Source organism: Bradyrhizobium liaoningense, assembly GCF_018130825.1.
In the GTDB taxonomy this organism is placed as follows: Bacteria; Pseudomonadota; Alphaproteobacteria; order Rhizobiales; family Xanthobacteraceae; genus Bradyrhizobium; species Bradyrhizobium liaoningense_B.
Genome location: NZ_JAFCJS010000005.1, coordinates 143,397 through 160,102, shown reverse-complemented (window position 1 = coordinate 160,102; position 16,706 = coordinate 143,397). Strand labels below are relative to the sequence as shown.

Below are 16,706 nucleotides of genomic sequence, written 5' to 3'. Positions count from 1 at the left end.
GGGCGTCAGCGCACCGTCGTGACGCGGAAGACCTCGGGCACGGTGGTGAGCCCGGTCCGGCATTTGGCCACCGCGTCCTCCAGCATCGTGGTCATGCCGCCCCGCATTGCGGCCGCATCGATCGAATGGGAGTCGGTCTGCGGTCCGACCAGCGCGCGCACCTCGTCGGACATTTCGAGGATCTCGAACACGCCGTTGCGGCCGCGATAGCCGGTGCCGCCGCAGCGCTCGCAGCCGCCGGCCTCATGCACGACCTCGCCGCATTTGAAGCCGATCACCGCAAGGCGCGGGTCCTTGGCAAGATCGGCCTCGGTCAATGCATGCGGCACCTTGCAGCGGTCGCAAAGCATGCGCACCAGGCGCTGCGCCACCACCGCACGCAGCGTCGACTTCAGCAGGAAGCCCTCGATGCCGAGATCGATCAGGCGCGGCACGGCGGCCGCCGCCGTCTCGGTGTGCAGCGTCGTCAGCACGAGATGGCCGGTCAGCGCGGCATGGATCGCGATATGGGCGGTCTCGGCGTCGCGGACCTCGCCGACCATGATCACGTCGGGATCCTGGCGCACGAAAGCGCGCATGGCCGAGGCGAAGGTCAGCCCGATCGACGGCTTGACCTGGGACTGATTGATGCCGGGGATCTCGTATTCGACGGGATCCTCGATCGTGAGGATCTTTCGCGTCGGCTCGTTCAGGATCGACAGCATGGTCGCGAGCGTCGTGGTCTTGCCGCTGCCGGTCGGGCCCGTCACGACGATCATGCCGTGCGGCATCGCCAGGAGGCGCGTCATCACGCTCTCGTCGCGTGCGGCGAGGCCAAGCTTGCTCATCTCCAGGAGGCCGCGGTCGCGCGGCAAGAGGCGGATAACGGCGCTCTCGCCGTGCTGCGTCGGCATGGTGGCGACGCGGACGTCGATCTCGCTGCGCCCGACGCGCACGCGCGCGGCGCCGTCCTGCGGCAGCCGCCGCTCCGCGATGTTGAGGCTGGCGAGAATCTTGATGCGCGAGATCAACGCCTGCGGCGGGATGCCGTGCGGCGACGGCAGTGCGCGCAAGAGGCCGTCGACGCGCATGCGCACGGCAAGTCCGGCGCGGAACGGCTCGACATGGATGTCGCTCGCGCGCAAGTCCACCGCGCGCTCCAGGAGATCGTTGAGCGCGCGCACCACCGGCGCACCGCTGGCGAGATCGCGCAGGCTTTCGATGTCATCGTCGGACTGCTGCGCGACGCTCCTGCCGCTTCGATCGGCATTCGCGTCGTCGGCCTCGGCCCGTTGATCGAGCACCGTCGTAATGTCCTCATATGACGCTACGACGACATCGACCGGTGTCCCGAACACGATTTCGGCGGCGCGAATGGCAGCGGTGTCGGAAGGATCGGCGACGGCCAGCCGAAATCCGTCATTGCTCGAACTGAACGGGAAAATAGTGGATTCACGCAGGAAACGGCGCGAAAAGCCGTCGAGTCGAGGCGTGGCCGCGAGCAATTGCGGAAGGCTGAGCCGCGGCAGGGCAAAATAATCGGAGACCTCATCTGCGAATTCGGCCGCGGAAAGATCGGTGGCCTCCCACAATTCGCGCAAGGGGCGCGTCAGGGCGGGATTGGCTGACTTGTCGATATGGGCGTGCGCCCGCTGCGGCAGTGAATATTTTTCCAAGAGGTGCTGCCGGAAGCTATCTGCGGAGCGGTCGCGCATCGCATTCACAGCGTTGACCTTGTTACCTGAATGCAACAACTTCGGCGGGTTATGGACGACCCTTTGCCCTTGACTTATTTCTTAGCAAAAACATAATCGTGGCGCAAACAATTGCGCGTCCGAACCGCGGGGGATCGGATGCAATTTTCCAATCACTCCTAGCGTTGGCAGGCGTATTTTGTTTAGGGTGCTCCAGCCGCTTTTGCGCCTTCGCTCAGCGTTGCCTGGAACGCTCGTCCTGTTATCGTCGGCCTTCCTGCTTGGCGCCTGCATCGTCACCGCCGATCAGTCGATCGAGGCCGATCCAAAGGATCCGCGCGCCCAGGACATCGCCGACAAGATCCGCTCGCTCGACCTGCAGCCGCGGCAACCTGCGGATGCGGGCGCGAGCGGCAATGCCCAGGCGAAATCGTCCAAGCCCGCGATCTATCTCAGCGATGGTGCGACGCCGCAAGGTGGCGCGCTGGCCGAGCGCGACGATGGCGGCGGCAGCGGCTACGACCTCAATTTCGAGAATGCACCGGTCGCCACCGTGGCAAAGGTCATTCTTGGTGACGTTTTGAACGTCGGCTACACGATCGACCCGCGCGTGCAGGGGACCGTGACGCTGGCCTCGGTGCGCCCCGTGCCCAAGGCAGACGCGCTCTACGTGCTGGAGAACGCGCTACGCATGTCCGGTGTCGCGCTGGTCCGTGACCGCACCGGCTATCGGCTGCTCCCGGCGCCGGAAGCCGGCCCCGGCGGCATTGACCGTTCGATGAATGCCGCGGCCGGCCAGGGCGTCACGGTGGTGCCGCTGCGCTATGTCTCGGCGCAGAACATCTTCAAGCTGCTCGACGCCTTCGGCGTGAAGGCCTCGACCATGCGTCCCGACAACGCCCGCAACACGCTGATCGTCAGCGGCAGCGGCACCGACCGTGCGACCGCGGTCGACACCATCCTCTCCTTCGACGCCGACTGGATGCGCGGACAATCCGTCGGCATCTTCCCGGTGCGCAATTCCTCGCCGGAGCCTGTCATCACCGAGATCGAGAAGATCATGGATTCCGGTGAAGGCGGCATGAGCCAGAACGTGATCAAGTTCCAGCCGATCTCGCGGCTCAACTCGATCCTCGTGGTGAGCCAGAAGCCGGAATATCTCAAGCGCGCCCAGACCTGGATCGCACGGCTCGATCGCTCCGACACCGACGGGGTGAACCTGAAGTCCTATCCGCTGCGCTACGGCAATTCCAAGCTGATCGTGTCGCTGCTGAACGAGATGCTGCTCAGCCAGGGCTCGGCGAGCAGTTCGACGCTCGACAACGCGTCGAGTCAGATTGCGCCCGGCGCCGGAATGTCGACGACGTCCTCCAGCAATCCCGTGGCGTCGCTGAGCGCACTGCCGACTGCTGCGGCGGGTGCGGCAACGCCGGTCACCACGCCTCCGGGATCGTCGCTCAGCGCCCGTCCCGCTCCGGCCGCCGCCGCAACGCCGGCGCAGGACAATGGTCTCGGCGGACTCTCGGGCGGCGGGGCGAAGCCCGGCCTCAACGGCATTCTCCAGAACGTGCGGATCACCGCCGACGTCACCAACAACGCCGTGCTCGTCTACGCCAATCAGGAGTCGCAGCGCATCGTCGAGCAGACCATCCGGCAAATCGACCGGCCGCAGCGCCAGATCGCCATCGAGGCGACGATCGCCGAGGTGACGCTCAACGACCAGCTGAACTATGGCGTGCAATTCTTCCTCGCCAGCAAGCAGGGCTCGATCTCCAACACCATTTCGGGCATCAGCAACAGCGCCGCGATCGGCAGCAATACCGAGCCGGCGAGCAACCCGGTCAATGCCGCCGCCGGCGCCCTGCTCGGCCGCGCGCTGCCGGGCTTCAACTTCCTGATCGGCGCCGAGAACTCGCCGCGCGTCGTGCTCGACGCATTGCACGGCATCACCAACGTCAAGGTGCTGTCGAACCCGTCGCTGGTGGTGCTGGACAACCAGGCCGCGACCTTGCAGGTCGGCGACCAGGTGCCGTTCTCGACGGGCACAGCGACCGTGCTGACCGCCAACAACACCGTGGTCAACACCATCGACTACAAGAACACCGGCATCATCCTGCGCGTGCTGCCGCGCGCCAACGCCAACGGCAACGTCGTGCTCGACATCGAGCAGGAGATATCGAGCGTGGCCGCCGGCAGTGCCAACTCCTTGACGCCCACGATCTCGCAGCGCCGGGTCAAGAGCTCGATCGCGGTGACGAGCGGGCAGACCGTGCTGCTCGCCGGCCTGATCAGCGAGACCGAGAACAGGCAGCGCCAGGGCCTGCCGATCCTTGATTCCATTCCCGGCATGGGCGATGCCTTCTCGCATCAGACCACCGCGCGCAACCGCACCGAGTTGATCCTGTTCATCCGCCCGACCGTGATCAAGGACGGCGTCGATGCCCACGTCATCGCCGAGGAGATGCGCAGCAAGATGAACGGCCGCATCGTCGGGACCAGCAATCCCGTGGTCACCGTGAGCCCGCCCAGGGCGGCGCGCTGACGGCGTGACAGACCGGGCTGTGAATGACGGCACGGGCGCTCCGCTCGCGCTCGGCATTGCCCTGCTGCTGGGGATGTTCGCGAGCCTCGTCACCGCGCCGGGGGCGGAAGGCCTCTACGGCGCCTTCCTGGCAGCCCTGATGCTGGCGATCGCCGCGTACGATGCCCGCCACTACCTCATTCCAAACGAGCTGACGGGCGCAGCATTCGCCCTCGCCTTGCTCCGCGCCGGGGCACTCGTGCCCGATCTCGGCCTGGAGGCCCTGCTCTGGCCGCTCGCCCGCGCTGCAGCCGTGGCGCTGCCGCTGCTGCTGCTGATGGCGCTCTACCGGCGCTGGCGCGGCCGTGACGGGCTCGGGCTCGGCGACGTCAAGCTCGCCGCGGTGTGCGGCGCCTGGCTCGATCTTGTAACCGTGGCCGCGGTGATCGAGCTCGCGGCGCTGTTCGCGATCGCCGCGTATGCCGCCAATGCTGCGCTGCAAAGGAAGCCGCTGCGCGCGACCGCCTTTCTGCCGTTCGGATTGTTCCTGGCGCCGGCGATCTGGCTCGGTTGGCTGGGCGAGACCTGGTACGCGAACTGGCTTGGCGGCTGGCCCGGCTAAGGCACGATAATCCCGGGAGGAAACATCATTCCGGCGCACGCGGGAGGCGCCGCAGCGGCGGTCGCCGTCTACTGTGCATGGGGTTGTTTTCGCAGTTTTTTGTCTGGGGACTTCGTTTCGGGGGCGGACGGCCGGGGCGAGCCCGGCGCGGGACGGCCGTCAGTGCTCGCGGCTCGGCGCCCATTCCAGCGCGCGCAGGCGGGCCTCGGCGATCTCGCCGCGCGTCATCTTGGTGGTGACGGCATCGCGGATCCGGGCCCGCGCCTCGCGCGCCGGCGCTGGCGCTGCGGCCGTCGACAGGTTGAGCCATTTGGACGCCTCGACGATGTCCTGCGGCACGCCGAAGCCGCGGTCGTAGAGCAGGCCCAGCGAATATTGGGCACGGCTGTCGCCCTGCTCCGCCGCGCGGCGGTACCACATCGCAGCTTCCGTATAATTCTGCGGCACGCCGCGTCCGGTCTCGAACAGGAAGCCGAGATAGGTCTGCGCCGCCGCGTTGCCGCGCTCGGCCAGCGGAATGAAGATGCGGGAGGCCGCCGCATAGTTCTGGCGCTGGAACGCGGAGACGCCCTGGCGAAGCGACTGGGCCTGGGCCGGCGCGGCGAGCGCGAGCAGCACGACAATGGCGGCGCATCCCCATCCCGTCCGTCGCGAAAAACCGCGCAAGCGTGCCTGCGGCACCTCGCGGAAAAACACCGGATCCTGGTTGTCGAGAGTCTCCATCCCGCCCGCACTCCCTGCCTATGCAGGCACACTAGTCCGCGACCATGCCGAAATCCAGAGTGGGTGCCGGGCACAAAAAAGCTCCGGGCGCATTGCGCCCGGAGCTGACCAATTGGACGAAGGTTTAGTGGTATCCGCCAGCGGTGGCCGGCGTCGTGTCGGGGGCGTTGCCGTTGATCTGGTTGTCCAGATAGGACAGCACGCTGCCGGTCGTCGCCGCTCCGAGATTGTTGACGATCATCGATCGTCCGATACGCGCCGAGGCGGCGCCGCTCAGGGCGAAGCCCGTGCTCAGATTCTCCGAGATGTTGCTGTTGTTGACCTGGACGTTGGACGTACCCTGCACGCTCAGACCGACGAAGTTGTTGTGGATGGCCGTGCTGTTGATCGTGGCCCGGGTGCTGCCGCCGTTGGTGTTGATGCTGATCCCGGCCCCGGCGGCCGCGGCGCCATTGTGCGAGATGACGCTGTCGCGGATCAGCAGCATCGAGTTGAAGTTCGATGGGTTGGAGAAGATGCCGGTTCCGGACGCGCCGTTGAAGTCCCGGATGAAGCAGTGCTCGATGACCACCGAGGCCGCCTGGAGGATGTTGACACCCTTGAGCCCGGTGCCCGCGCCCTCGATGTCGAGGCCACGCAGCACGATGTGATCGGTCGCAGCGGCGTTGACGTTCACGCCGTTGGTGCCCGTCGCCAGGATGCTGCCGACAACGCCCTCGCAATAGATCGTGATGGCCTTGGTGATGGTCACCGTGCCGTAGCCCGCAGAATCGAGGCAGTTGATCTCGCCGCCAGCCGCCGTCTTCGAAATCGCGCCGGCAAAAGTCTTGCACGGAGCGGTACGACTGCAGGGATTGACGTCATCGCCGACGCCGGAGACCCAGGTTCTGGTCGCCTGGGCATGAGCCGGCTTCGACGCGGCGAACGGTAAGAGCAATCCGATCAAGAGAGTCCATAGTGCAATGCGACGCATTTCAACCTCCAAATTGAACCAAGAAACTTACGTTTTTTGTCATGCAAGACGATTCTCTGGAAACACAGTGCCTAGTGATATCCGCCGGCGGTGCCCGGGGTCGTGTCGGGGGCGTTGCCGTTGATCTGGTTGTCCAAATAGGACAGCACGCTGCCGGTGGTCGCCGATCCCAGATTGTTGACGATCATCGAACGGCCGATGCGCGCCGAGGCGGCGCCGCTCAGAGCGAATCCCGTGCTCACGTTCTCCGAGATGTTGCTGTCGTTGACCTGAACGTTGGACGTTCCCAGCACGTTCAGGCCCACGAAGTTCTTGTGGATCGCCGTGTTGTTGATCGTGGCCCTCGCGCTGCCGCCGTTCGTGGTGATCTGAACGCCGGCGCCGTCGGCTGCGGTGCCGTTGTGCGAGATCACGCTGTCGCGGATCATGATCATCGAGTTGAAGTTGGTCGGGGCCGCGGAGACGCCGATTCCGCCGGCGGAGTTGAAATTCCGGATGAAGCAATGCTCGATCACCACCGAGGCCGCCTGGAGAATGGTGACGCCCTTGAGGCCGGTCCCCGCACCATCGATGTCGAGGCCGCGCAGCACGACATGGTCGGTTGCCGCAGCGTTGATGATGACGCCGTTGACACCGGACGCCAGAATGCCGCCCACGACACCTTCGCAATAGATGGTGATCGCCTTGGTGATGGTCACGGTGCCGAATCCGCCCGAGTCGAGACAGTTGATCTCGCCGCCCGCCGCCGTCTTCGAAATCGCACCGGGGAAGGTCTTGCACGGCGCGGTACGGCTGCACGGGTTGGCGTCATCGCCGACGCCGGACACCCAGGTCCTTGTCGCCTGGGCGTAAGCTGGTTGCGATGCAATCAATGGTATGAACAGTCCTGCAACCAGAGCCCAGAGTGCAATTCGATGCATTTCGTCCTCCCGAAATTGAGCTGAGATTTCAGCTCGTTAAGATGCACAAATCATTGCTGCCGCAGGCTGCGCGTAGCGCCCGCCGACGGCATCACTCTCCACGTTTGTTGGAACTTCCCCCCGCCGCTTCGGCTCGCACTAAGACCTTCGCATTCAAATCTATTGGGTACGCAGCGCTACTGGGAAATACGAGACTCAGGACTTTATCAACTTCACATCACGCAACTGGTGCGGGATGGGCCGCAGGCCTTCTAGTGGTCGCACCGGATCAGGCAAGGTTCAATTTGACCGATTTTTTTATCTTGCCCCCGGAATCTCGTCGATGACGATCTGAACCAGCCGATGGCACGAATGTCGTACACAACCTACCATTGTGACGCTACACGCAAGCTGTGACGGAAATCACCGCGCCATATGCGTCGATTCGACGCGACGATACCATGCCCGTCAGCCGAGCATGAAACCGGCATCGTGAAGGTGGTGGAGAAGGTCGATCAGACCGTTGATCGCAGCCGTGTCGTGGCTCCCCGCCGCATCGGCGACAGTCCCCTGCTCTGATGCGGTCTGCGCTGGCGCAGGCATGAAGTCCGGCAGCTCGGACGAGGCGGACGGTGTCGTTTCGCCCGCACTCTGATTGAAGATAAAATTGTCGACGGAGACCGCGACCGGCGCGGCGCCCACGGCACCGTCGCCATTGAGGTCCTGGTGGAATACCGGCTCGAGCGCCTTCAGGCGGGAGTCCGTTCCAGGTACTTCAGGCGTGAGCGTTGAAACGAAGTTGCCGTTGCTGTCCGTGCTCCAGACCGAGAAATAGCCGGTCGAGGCATTCTTCCATGCGACGTCATAGCCGCCGCCAGAGACCTGCTCGGCGGCAACAGGCGACCAGGCACCATAATTGCCGGCAATGACTGCCGCCCCGCCATTCTTCAGGACGGGGCCGGTGCCGCCCGCGGTTGGATTGAGAGAGTAATTGCCGGCGCTCAGGATCAGGCTGGTCGTGCCCGCATTCTCGATCGTGGTGCTCGCCAGGCCGTTCGACGCACCGATGCTGCCGTCGCCGTTGAGATCCTGATGGAACGACGTCTCCAGCGATATCAGAGAGGGGTTGCTGCCCGTGACCTCCGGCGTCAGCGTCGACACGAAGTTGCCGTTGCTGTCGGTGCTCCAGATCGAGAAATAGCCCGTCGAGGCATTTTTCCAGGCGACGTCATAACCGCCGCCGGAGACCTGCTCGGCGGCCACCGGCGACCAGGCGCCGTAGTTGCCGGCCACGACGGGCGCTCCGCCATTCTTCAGGATGGGACCGGTACCGCCTGCGGTCGGGTTGAGATAGTAGTTGCCTGCGTCCAGGACCAGGCTGGTCGTACCCTGAGCTTCGATCGTGACGACCGCAGCACCGATGGTGCCGTCGCCGTTGAGATCCTGATGGAAGGACGTCTCCAGCGAAATCAGTCGAGAGTCCGTTCCCGGCACTTCCGGCGTCAGCGTCGACAGGAAGTTACCGTTGCTGTCGGTGCTCCAGATCGAAAAATAGCCGGTCGAAGCATTTTTCCAGGCGACGTCATAGCCGCCACCCGAGACCTGCTCGGCAGCTACGGGTGACCAGGCGCCATAGTGGCCCGCGATCACCGCCGCTCCGCCATTCTTCAGGATGGGACCGGTACCGCCCGCGGTCGGATTCAGCTCGTAGTTTTGGGCGTCGAGGACGAGCGCTGTCGTGCCGACCGATTCGAGGGTGAGAGGACCCGTGAGTGTGGAGCTCGCGACCGTCTGATCGGCGAACTGGAAATACTCGACGGTCGTGACGGTATCGGTCCCGTCGGGCGAACTGGTGCGCTGATCCGTGATGGTGAAGGTCTGCGTCGCCGAATTGTACGAGACCGTATAGTTCGCGTAATTGCCCGAATACACCGCCGTGTCCGTGCCGGCTCCGCCGACGATGGTGTCGTTGCCGCCGCCGCCGGTGATCGTGTCGTTGCCGGAGCTGCCGTTCAGCGTGTTGGCGATGACGTTGCCGACGATGGTGTCGTTGCCGGACCCGCCGATGGCGTTGTCGATGTAGGAGCGCGCGTCGCTGTTGTAGAGGTAGGCGTTGTAGACGTTGCCCGAGGCGTAATGGCCGTTGCCGAGATTGGCGAGCTGCGTCGAAGAGAACAGCGACGAGGCGCCGGGATTGAGGTTGATGCTCAGGTTGGTCGTGTAGTTCGACAGGTCGTAGGTATCGACGCCGCCGCCGTCCCAGACCGTTTCATAGATGCGGTTGGCCGAGCCGCCGGCGCCGCCGCCCGGCGCGAGCTGCCCGACGCCGTTGATGAACTCCTGCCCCGTCGTCGGATTCCAGGTGTAGACCGTGCTGCCGCTCTGGGTCGTGTAGTTCGCGCCGTACATCGTCTGCAGCGCGAGGATATCGTTGGCCATGTAGGTCTGCGGATATCCATACGACTCATTGGTGTAGCCGCTGGTCGTCGACGCACCGACATAGCTGCGATAGCTCATGACGGTGTATTCGCTGTCGTCATGCGCGCTCGGCACCGCGACGTTGGCGGGGCCACCGGCCTCCTGGCTGTGCTTCAGGCCGAGGGCGTGGCCGAGCTCGTGCAGCGCCGTCGTGAAATAGTAGTTGCCGAGCTTGGCCAGCGAGTAGTTGTACTGGTTGCCGAACCATATATCGCCCCCCGCTGAATAATTGCCGGGGTAATAGGCGTAGGAGGTCGGATTGGCCGACGGGGACTGCGCGATCATGATGTCGGCGCTTCCAGTCCCGTTATACTGGATCGTGGCGTTGGTGTAGCCGAGGATCAGTCCGATCGCGTAGTTGATCGCCGCCTGCATCTGAGAGGGCGCCGAGGCGAAACCCGACGAGGTCGGTTCGCTGCTGCCGCCGTAGTAAGGATTGGAGTAGTCGCTAGACGAATCCGGAAAGCTGTAGCTGATCGTGCCGGTCCATTTATAGCCCGACAGCAGGCCGTCGATCTCGGCGTTGTTGGTGGCACTGACTGAAACCGAGGTAGCCAATGAACTCTCCGAAGCAATGCATCGCGCGATTCGCTGCGCAGGGGCATGATTCTAGCTAGAGAGTTATACGTTTGGTTTAATTTTGGCGTCGGGCCATCAGTCGGTCCGTAACGCCGTGTTAGCCATCAACTCCCGTAATGATACGGAGCGGCGACGCATTCAGTACCGCGCCTGGCGTGTTCCGTAAAGGAAACTATGAAACTGAGCCCACTTTCGGTCGGTCTGATCGGAGCCTTGGCTATGCTCGCCGGGCCGGACCGTCTGCCCATCGGAGAACAGCCTGTCATGGCCTCGAAAGCCAATGCGGACGAAAGCAGCAAGGGGAACACCAAGGGGGGACGCGCCCCCTCCATGCCAATGGCCCGCGATCCTTCCGCCGCGGTGGCGGAAGAATTCGAAGCCGCCCGTCGGGCGGGAACGCGGGAGGCGTTCGAGCTCTTCATCGCGCGCCATGGCGATGACCCGCTGGCCGAGCAGGCGCGCACCGAGTTGAAGCGGCTGTCGCGCTGATCCCTTGCGCAGCGCGATCAGGCCTGCATTTCGACAGGCGGCATCCGCGTCGCGGCAGACTTGCCGCCCGATGTTTCGGCACTATGGTGGCTCCGCAATCTGTCCCGGAGCCTTTCAAGATGCCTTTTCCGCATGCCTCGGAAGCCCTGTCGCGCTTCACCGTGCTCGATCTCACACGCGTCCGCTCCGGGCCCACCTGCGTGCGTCAGCTCGCAGACTGGGGCGCCAACGTCATCAAGATTGACGCACTGACCGAGGATGCCGGCGGCGAGCAGCCGGGCGGGCCGCGCCGGGGTTCCGACTTCCAGAATTTGCATCGCAACAAGCGCGCGATGACGCTGAACCTGAAGGACGAGCGCGGGCTCGCCGTGTTCAAGCGCCTCGCCGCCAAGGCCGACGTCGTGGTCGAGAATTTCCGTCCCGACGTGAAGAAGAAGCTCGGCATCGATTATGAGAGCCTCGCCGCGATCAATCCGCGCATCGTCTATGGCAGCATCTCCGGCTTCGGCCAGGACGGCCCCTATCACAAGCGGCCGGGCTTCGATCAGATCGCGCAAGGCATGGGCGGGCTGATGTCGATCACCGGCGCGCCGGGCGAAGGCCCGATGCGGGTCGGCATTCCCGTCGCCGACCTCACCGCGGGCTTGTTCTGCGCCATGGGCATCCTCACCGCGCTGCTCGAGCGCGAGGTCTCGGGCAAGGGTCAGTGGGTGCAAACCTCGCTGCTGCAGGCCCAGATCTTCATGCTCGACTTCCAGGCCGCGCGCTGGCTGATGGAGAAGGAGGTCGCCAAGCAGGCGGGCAACAACCACCCGACCAGCATCCCGACCGGCGTGTTCAAGACCTCGGACGGCTACATCAACATCGCCACGACCGGCGGACGGATCTGGGAGCGCTGTGCGCAGGCCATCGGCGCGCCGGAGCTTTACAGCCATCCCGACTATGCGACGGCCCCCGCCCGCTCCAGGAATCGCGACGCGCTCAACGCCGAGATCGAGAAGCGCACCGTGACGAAGTCGACCGAGACCTGGGTCCGCGAGTTCAACGAGGCCGGCGTGCCCTGCGGGCCGATCTACGCCATCGACCAGATGTTCGAGGACGCGCAGGTCAAGCATCTCGGCATCGCGCAGGATGTGCCGAACGACGAGGGCCGCCATATCCGCCTGGTCGGCCAGCCCGTGACGCTGTCGCGCACGCCGAGCAGGATGGTGGCACGACCGCCGGAATTCGGCGAGCAGACCGACGAGGTGCTGAAGGAATTCGGCCTCAGTGCTGACGAGATCAGCAAGCTCAGGGACGCCAAGGTGGTGTGAGAGCCTCGCTTGAAGTTGCCAATTAAAAGGCCCGGCGTTCACGCCGGGCTTTTTAAATCGTGGGTCGGTCAGTCCGCTCAGGTACCGCTAAAGCCGAAAACGACAAAGCCCGGCACAAGGCCGGGCTTTGCTTCTTGTGACGCCTTTGTTGATCTCAATACTTGGCAACCACCGGGCCGCCGAACTGATAGTTGATGCCGGCGCGCAGGATGTGATCCGTGAAGCGCGACGAGGTATTGGCCGCGATCGCAGAAGCCGGCGCGAGCGAGAACGGACCGGCGGAGAAACGGCCGAGATCCATATAGAGATATTCGAGCTTCGCACTCCAGTTCTGGGTGATCTTGCCTTCGACACCAGCGCCGACGGTCCAGCCGAGGCGCGTATCTGAGCTCGAGCCGGTCGAGGCGATAGCGACACCAGCGGGCGTGAAGCCGGTCATGGTGCCCGTGGTCTTGATCTCGCCGAATGCCAGACCGCCGGTGCCGTAGAACAGCACCTTCGGGGTCGCCAGGATGCCGACGCGGCCGCGGACCGTACCGAACCACTCGAGCTTCTGGTCGATCGTCAGCGTGGTGCCGGCCAGACCGCCAGGCGGAAGGAATGTTAGCCCAGGAAGACAGGCACCACCGGCAGGCGCGACGCCGCCGCAGTTGAAGGCGGCGCGGCCCTTTTCACCAGACCACTGCAGGTCACCCTCAACGCCGAACACCCAGTTGGCGCTCTGCCAGTTGTAACCGGCCTGACCGCCGGCGACGCCGCCGTTCATGTCGAACGAAGCGCTGGTGATAGAGCCGGCCGGAGGCGCGATCACCGCACCAGTGGCAGTGTTGTTGTAGGTGACGTCGGTGCGCGAACGGCCCCAGCTATAGCCGCCGTTGACGCCGACGTAGAAGCCGGTCCAGCTCCAGACCGGCTCGACCATGACCGGTGCTTTGACGTAGGGCTTTGCCGCCAGATCAGCAGCCAGCGCGCCCGTCGCGAAGAGCGACATCGCCGCTGCCACCCCAATCACAATCCGCTTCATGGAAATCCCCCTCAGCACAATTTTGTGATCAGAACATACCCCTCCCCCTGCCCAGAGGCTGTGCCGCACCAGCAACATCCGGAAACAATCGAGCTGAGGTGGTAACGCTACATGGACGCCACCACCTCATCTAAGCCATTGATCCGGAAAGAAGCTGGTCTACGGCGCTACGGCGATGTCGCTTTAGTCCGCTGCGTCAGTCCGACGCGGCTCAGCACTCCGTCGATGACAGGCCAAAACAGCAGCACGATCGCCAGCGTCGTGATGGAGCCGACCAGGCCGTTCGACCAGAACACCTTGAGGTTTCCGCCGGAGCCGATCATCGACAGGCGGAAGGCATCCTCGGCGCGGTTGCCGAGCACGAGGGCCAGCGTGAACGGCGCCAGCGGAATGCCGATCTTCTTGAAGACGTAACCGACGATTCCGAAGCCCAGCATCAGCCAGATGTCGAACATCGCGTTCTGGATCGCATAGGCGCCGATCGCGCAGGACACCACGATCATCGGCGCCACCGCCGCGAACGGCACGCGCAGGATCGAGGCGAAGACCGGCACCGTCGTCAACACCAGCACGAGGCCGACCACATTGCCGAGATACATCGAGGCGATCAGCCCCCAGACGAAGTCCTTGTGCTCGACGAACAGCAGCGGGCCCGGATTGAGCCCCCATACCATGAGGCCGCCAAGCAGGATCGCGGCAGTGCCCGAGCCGGGAATGCCGAGCGCCAGCATCGGCAGCAGCGCCGAGGTGCCGGAGGCATGCGCCGCCGTCTCAGGCGCGAACACACCCTCGATGCGGCCCTTGCCGAAGCTCTCGGGATCCTTGGCGAAGCGCTTGGCCAGGTTGTAGCCCATGAAGGAGGCCGCGATCGCACCGCCCGGGGTGATGCCGAGCCAGCAGCCGATGAAGGAGGAGCGCAGCAGCGTCACCCAGTATTTCGGCAGATCCTTCCAGACCCCGAGCACGACGCGCAGCGAGATACTCGCCGCATGTCCGCGCAGCGCGAGGCGCTCCTCCATCGTCAGCAGGATCTCGCTGATGCCGAACAGGCCGATGACGGCGACCAGGAAGTTGATGCCGCGAAGCAGGTCGGCCGAGCCGAAGGTCATGCGCAGATTGCCCGACACCGTGTCCATGCCGACGCCGGCGAGCAGCAGCCCCAGCGACATCGAGATGACCGTCTTGTGCTTGGCTTCGCGACCGAGGCCGACAAAGGAGCAGAAGGTCAAGAGATAGACCGCGAAGAACTCGGGCGGGCCGAATTTCAGCGCAAAGGACGAGATCATCGGCGCGAGGAAGGTGATCAGGAGCACCGCGACCAGCGAGCCGACGAAGGAGGACGTGAACGCCGCGGTCAGCGCCTCCGCCGCCCTGCCCTGCTGGGCCATCGGATAGCCGTCGAAGGTGGTTGCGACCGACCAGGCTTCGCCCGGGATGTTGAACAGGATCGAGGTGATGGCACCGCCGAACAATGCGCCCCAATAGATGCAGGACAGCATCACGATCGCCGAGGTCGGGTCCATCGTGAAGGTGAGCGGCAGCAGGATGGCGACGCCGTTGGGCCCGCCGAGCCCCGGCAGCACGCCGACGAAGATGCCGAGCACAAGCCCGACCATCATCAGGACGAGCGTCTTCCAGGTGAGCAGGACGGCGAAGCCGTGAAGCAGGAGACCGAGAGCTTCCATCGCGATCCGTCCTAGCGCCCGAGGGCCGCTTCAAGCGGCCCTTTCGGCATGATGACGTCGAAGGCGACGTCGAAGGTGACGAACATGATCGCCGTGAACACGAAAGCGGTGAGCAGCGACTTCCACAGCGCGATCTTGCCGACGAGGCGCATGAAGCCCGCGATCAAAAGGAAGCTCGCGACATAGAGGCCGAGGAACTGCGTGACCAGGCAGAACAGCAGCGTCGGCACAAACACCGCCATCACGCGGCGCGCCTGCGCACGCGTGACGAAGGTCTCTGCCGCCTTGCGGTGGGCAACCAGCGCCACGATCAGGCCGTAGAGGCTGCCGCCGCCGAGGATGATGGAGAGATAGAACGGGAAATAGCCGGGCTCGGGCCCGGTCGCATCCCAGGACGCACCGGTGCGCCAATTGTCATAGCCGAGCGTGACGGCGAGCGCGAGCAGAAGGAGACAGACGATGATCTCGATCGTGCCGGAGGAGACGACGGAGGGCGAGTCGTCTTCGGGGGCGGTCGGATCGTCGACGACGATTTCAAGATCGGTTTGGGACATGCTCTGTTAGGGACGGAGTGCGTTCAATTCCCCTCTCCCCGCGTGCGGGGAGAGGGTTGGGGTGAGGGGGAGTCTCCGCAGGGACGGTGAAAGCTGGACTCGCGAAGAGTCCCCCTCACCCGGATTGCATCTTCAATGCAATCCGACCTCTCCCCGCAAGCGAGGCGAGGTGAAGAAGACGGCTACTTCGCGACGAATCCGGCTTCCGTCATCAGCGCCTTGTTGACGGCATCGTCCTCCTCGAGGAATTGCACCATGTCCTTGCCGGTGAGGAAGATCGGCTTCAGCGCCTGCTTCTCCATGTAGTCCTTGTACTCGGCGGTCTGCGTCACCTTGTGGAACAGATCGACATAGAACGCCTGCTGCTCAGCTGTGACCTTGCCGGGCAGGAACATCGCGCGCAGCATCAGATACTGCACGTCGACACCCTGCTCCTTGCAGGTCGGGATGTCGGCCCAGGACTGGGTGTCCGTCACCTTGCTGGTGTAGGAGATGCGCTCCTTGTCGAACACGCAGAGCGGACGCACCTGGCCGGCGCGCCAGACCTCGAGATTTTCACTGGGGTTGTTGACGTTGGCCTCGGTGTGGTTGCCGACGAGCTGGGTCGCGGCCTCGCCGCCGGACTTGTAGGGCAGATAGGAGAATTTCGCGCCGGTCTTCTGCTCCAGGAACACGGTGAGCACGTGGTCCTCGCGCTTGGAGCCGGTGCCGCCCATCTTGAACGGCGAACTCGCCGCCTTCGCTGCGTCGATGAATTCCTTCACCGTCTTGGGGCCGGCGCTGTTGTCCCACAGCACGAACTGGTCGAGCGCGATCACCGAGACCGGGGTCAATTCGCGCCAGTTGAACGGAATCTTCGCCGACAGCGGCAGCATGTAGATCAGCGAATAGGCGATCAGCACCTTGTTCGGATCACCCTCGCTGGACTTCATGTACATCAGCGCTTCCGCACCCGACGCGCCGCCCTTGAGCGAGACCACCATGGGCTGCTTCATCAGATTGTTCTTCTGGATCGCGGCCTGCATCATCCGGGCCATCTGATCGGAAGCACCGCCCGCACCGGCGGCTACCACAATCTCGACGGGTTTGGTCGGCTCCCAGCCGGCAAAGGCAGGCGTGCCGCAAAGCGCGGCCGCCAGCACCATTGCCGCCTTCATTCCATGTCCCACGTGC

At 64.4% G+C, this 16,706-nt stretch carries 13 protein-coding genes; 4 read left to right on the top strand and 9 right to left on the bottom strand.

Annotated elements, in window-relative coordinates; genetic code table 11:
* Nucleotides 1-5: 5 nt before the first annotated feature.
* Nucleotides 6-1,694: a GspE/PulE family protein gene (locus JQ603_RS22600; RefSeq protein WP_245003781.1), complete on the bottom strand. Its 1,689-nt coding sequence runs from the start codon at nucleotides 1,692-1,694 to the stop codon at nucleotides 6-8.
* 187 nt (nucleotides 1,695-1,881) lie between these two features.
* Here JQ603_RS22600 and gspD point away from each other — a divergent pair, with 187 nt between their 5' ends.
* Together gspD and JQ603_RS22590 are read left to right on the top strand one after the other, a co-directional pair.
* Nucleotides 1,882-4,215 (top strand): type II secretion system secretin GspD, encoded by a 2,334-nt coding sequence (gene gspD, locus JQ603_RS22595; protein WP_349630752.1) that lies wholly within the window; start codon nucleotides 1,882-1,884, stop codon nucleotides 4,213-4,215.
* A gap of 4 nt (nucleotides 4,216-4,219) precedes the next feature.
* Nucleotides 4,220-4,816, top strand: coding sequence for a prepilin peptidase (locus JQ603_RS22590; RefSeq protein ID WP_212342656.1), 597 nt, complete (start codon nucleotides 4,220-4,222; stop codon nucleotides 4,814-4,816).
* A gap of 159 nt (nucleotides 4,817-4,975) precedes the next feature.
* Here the strand turns inward: JQ603_RS22590 and JQ603_RS22585 are convergent, their stop codons facing one another.
* From JQ603_RS22585 to JQ603_RS22570, 4 genes are all read right to left on the bottom strand, one after another.
* Nucleotides 4,976-5,539, bottom strand: a complete 564-nt coding sequence (locus JQ603_RS22585) for a tetratricopeptide repeat protein (protein WP_212342654.1) — start codon at nucleotides 5,537-5,539, stop codon at nucleotides 4,976-4,978.
* A 124-nt stretch (nucleotides 5,540-5,663) separates the two neighbouring features.
* Nucleotides 5,664-6,512, bottom strand: a complete 849-nt coding sequence (locus JQ603_RS22580; RefSeq protein ID WP_212342652.1) for a right-handed parallel beta-helix repeat-containing protein — start codon at nucleotides 6,510-6,512, stop codon at nucleotides 5,664-5,666.
* Nucleotides 6,513-6,583: 71 nt separating this feature from the next.
* Nucleotides 6,584-7,432, bottom strand: coding sequence for a right-handed parallel beta-helix repeat-containing protein (locus tag JQ603_RS22575; RefSeq protein WP_212342651.1), 849 nt, complete (start codon nucleotides 7,430-7,432; stop codon nucleotides 6,584-6,586).
* Between the two features lie 447 nt (nucleotides 7,433-7,879).
* Nucleotides 7,880-10,447: a M10 family metallopeptidase C-terminal domain-containing protein gene (locus JQ603_RS22570; RefSeq protein WP_212342650.1), complete on the bottom strand. Its 2,568-nt coding sequence runs from the start codon at nucleotides 10,445-10,447 to the stop codon at nucleotides 7,880-7,882.
* A gap of 285 nt (nucleotides 10,448-10,732) precedes the next feature.
* Here JQ603_RS22570 and JQ603_RS22565 point away from each other — a divergent pair, with 285 nt between their 5' ends.
* Nucleotides 10,733-10,957, top strand: a complete 225-nt coding sequence (locus JQ603_RS22565) for a hypothetical protein (RefSeq protein ID WP_433996652.1) — start codon at nucleotides 10,733-10,735, stop codon at nucleotides 10,955-10,957.
* Nucleotides 10,958-11,076: 119 nt separating this feature from the next.
* Nucleotides 11,077-12,270, top strand: coding sequence for a CaiB/BaiF CoA transferase family protein (locus JQ603_RS22560; RefSeq protein WP_212342648.1), 1,194 nt, complete (start codon nucleotides 11,077-11,079; stop codon nucleotides 12,268-12,270).
* 154 nt (nucleotides 12,271-12,424) lie between these two features.
* Here the strand turns inward: JQ603_RS22560 and JQ603_RS22555 are convergent, their stop codons facing one another.
* From JQ603_RS22555 to JQ603_RS22540, 4 genes are all read right to left on the bottom strand, one after another.
* The gene (locus JQ603_RS22555; RefSeq protein ID WP_212342647.1) at nucleotides 12,425-13,294 is read right to left on the bottom strand and encodes an outer membrane protein; all 870 of its coding nucleotides are present in this window, start codon (nucleotides 13,292-13,294) and stop codon (nucleotides 12,425-12,427) included.
* A gap of 167 nt (nucleotides 13,295-13,461) precedes the next feature.
* Nucleotides 13,462-14,979, bottom strand: coding sequence for a tripartite tricarboxylate transporter permease (locus tag JQ603_RS22550; protein WP_212342645.1), 1,518 nt, complete (start codon nucleotides 14,977-14,979; stop codon nucleotides 13,462-13,464).
* 11 nt (nucleotides 14,980-14,990) lie between these two features.
* Nucleotides 14,991-15,533, bottom strand: coding sequence for a tripartite tricarboxylate transporter TctB family protein (locus tag JQ603_RS22545; RefSeq protein WP_212342641.1), 543 nt, complete (start codon nucleotides 15,531-15,533; stop codon nucleotides 14,991-14,993).
* A gap of 182 nt (nucleotides 15,534-15,715) precedes the next feature.
* Entirely contained in the window at nucleotides 15,716-16,690 is a 975-nt protein-coding gene (locus tag JQ603_RS22540) for a Bug family tripartite tricarboxylate transporter substrate binding protein (RefSeq protein ID WP_212342639.1), read from the bottom strand.
* Nucleotides 16,691-16,706: the final 16 nt, after the last annotated feature.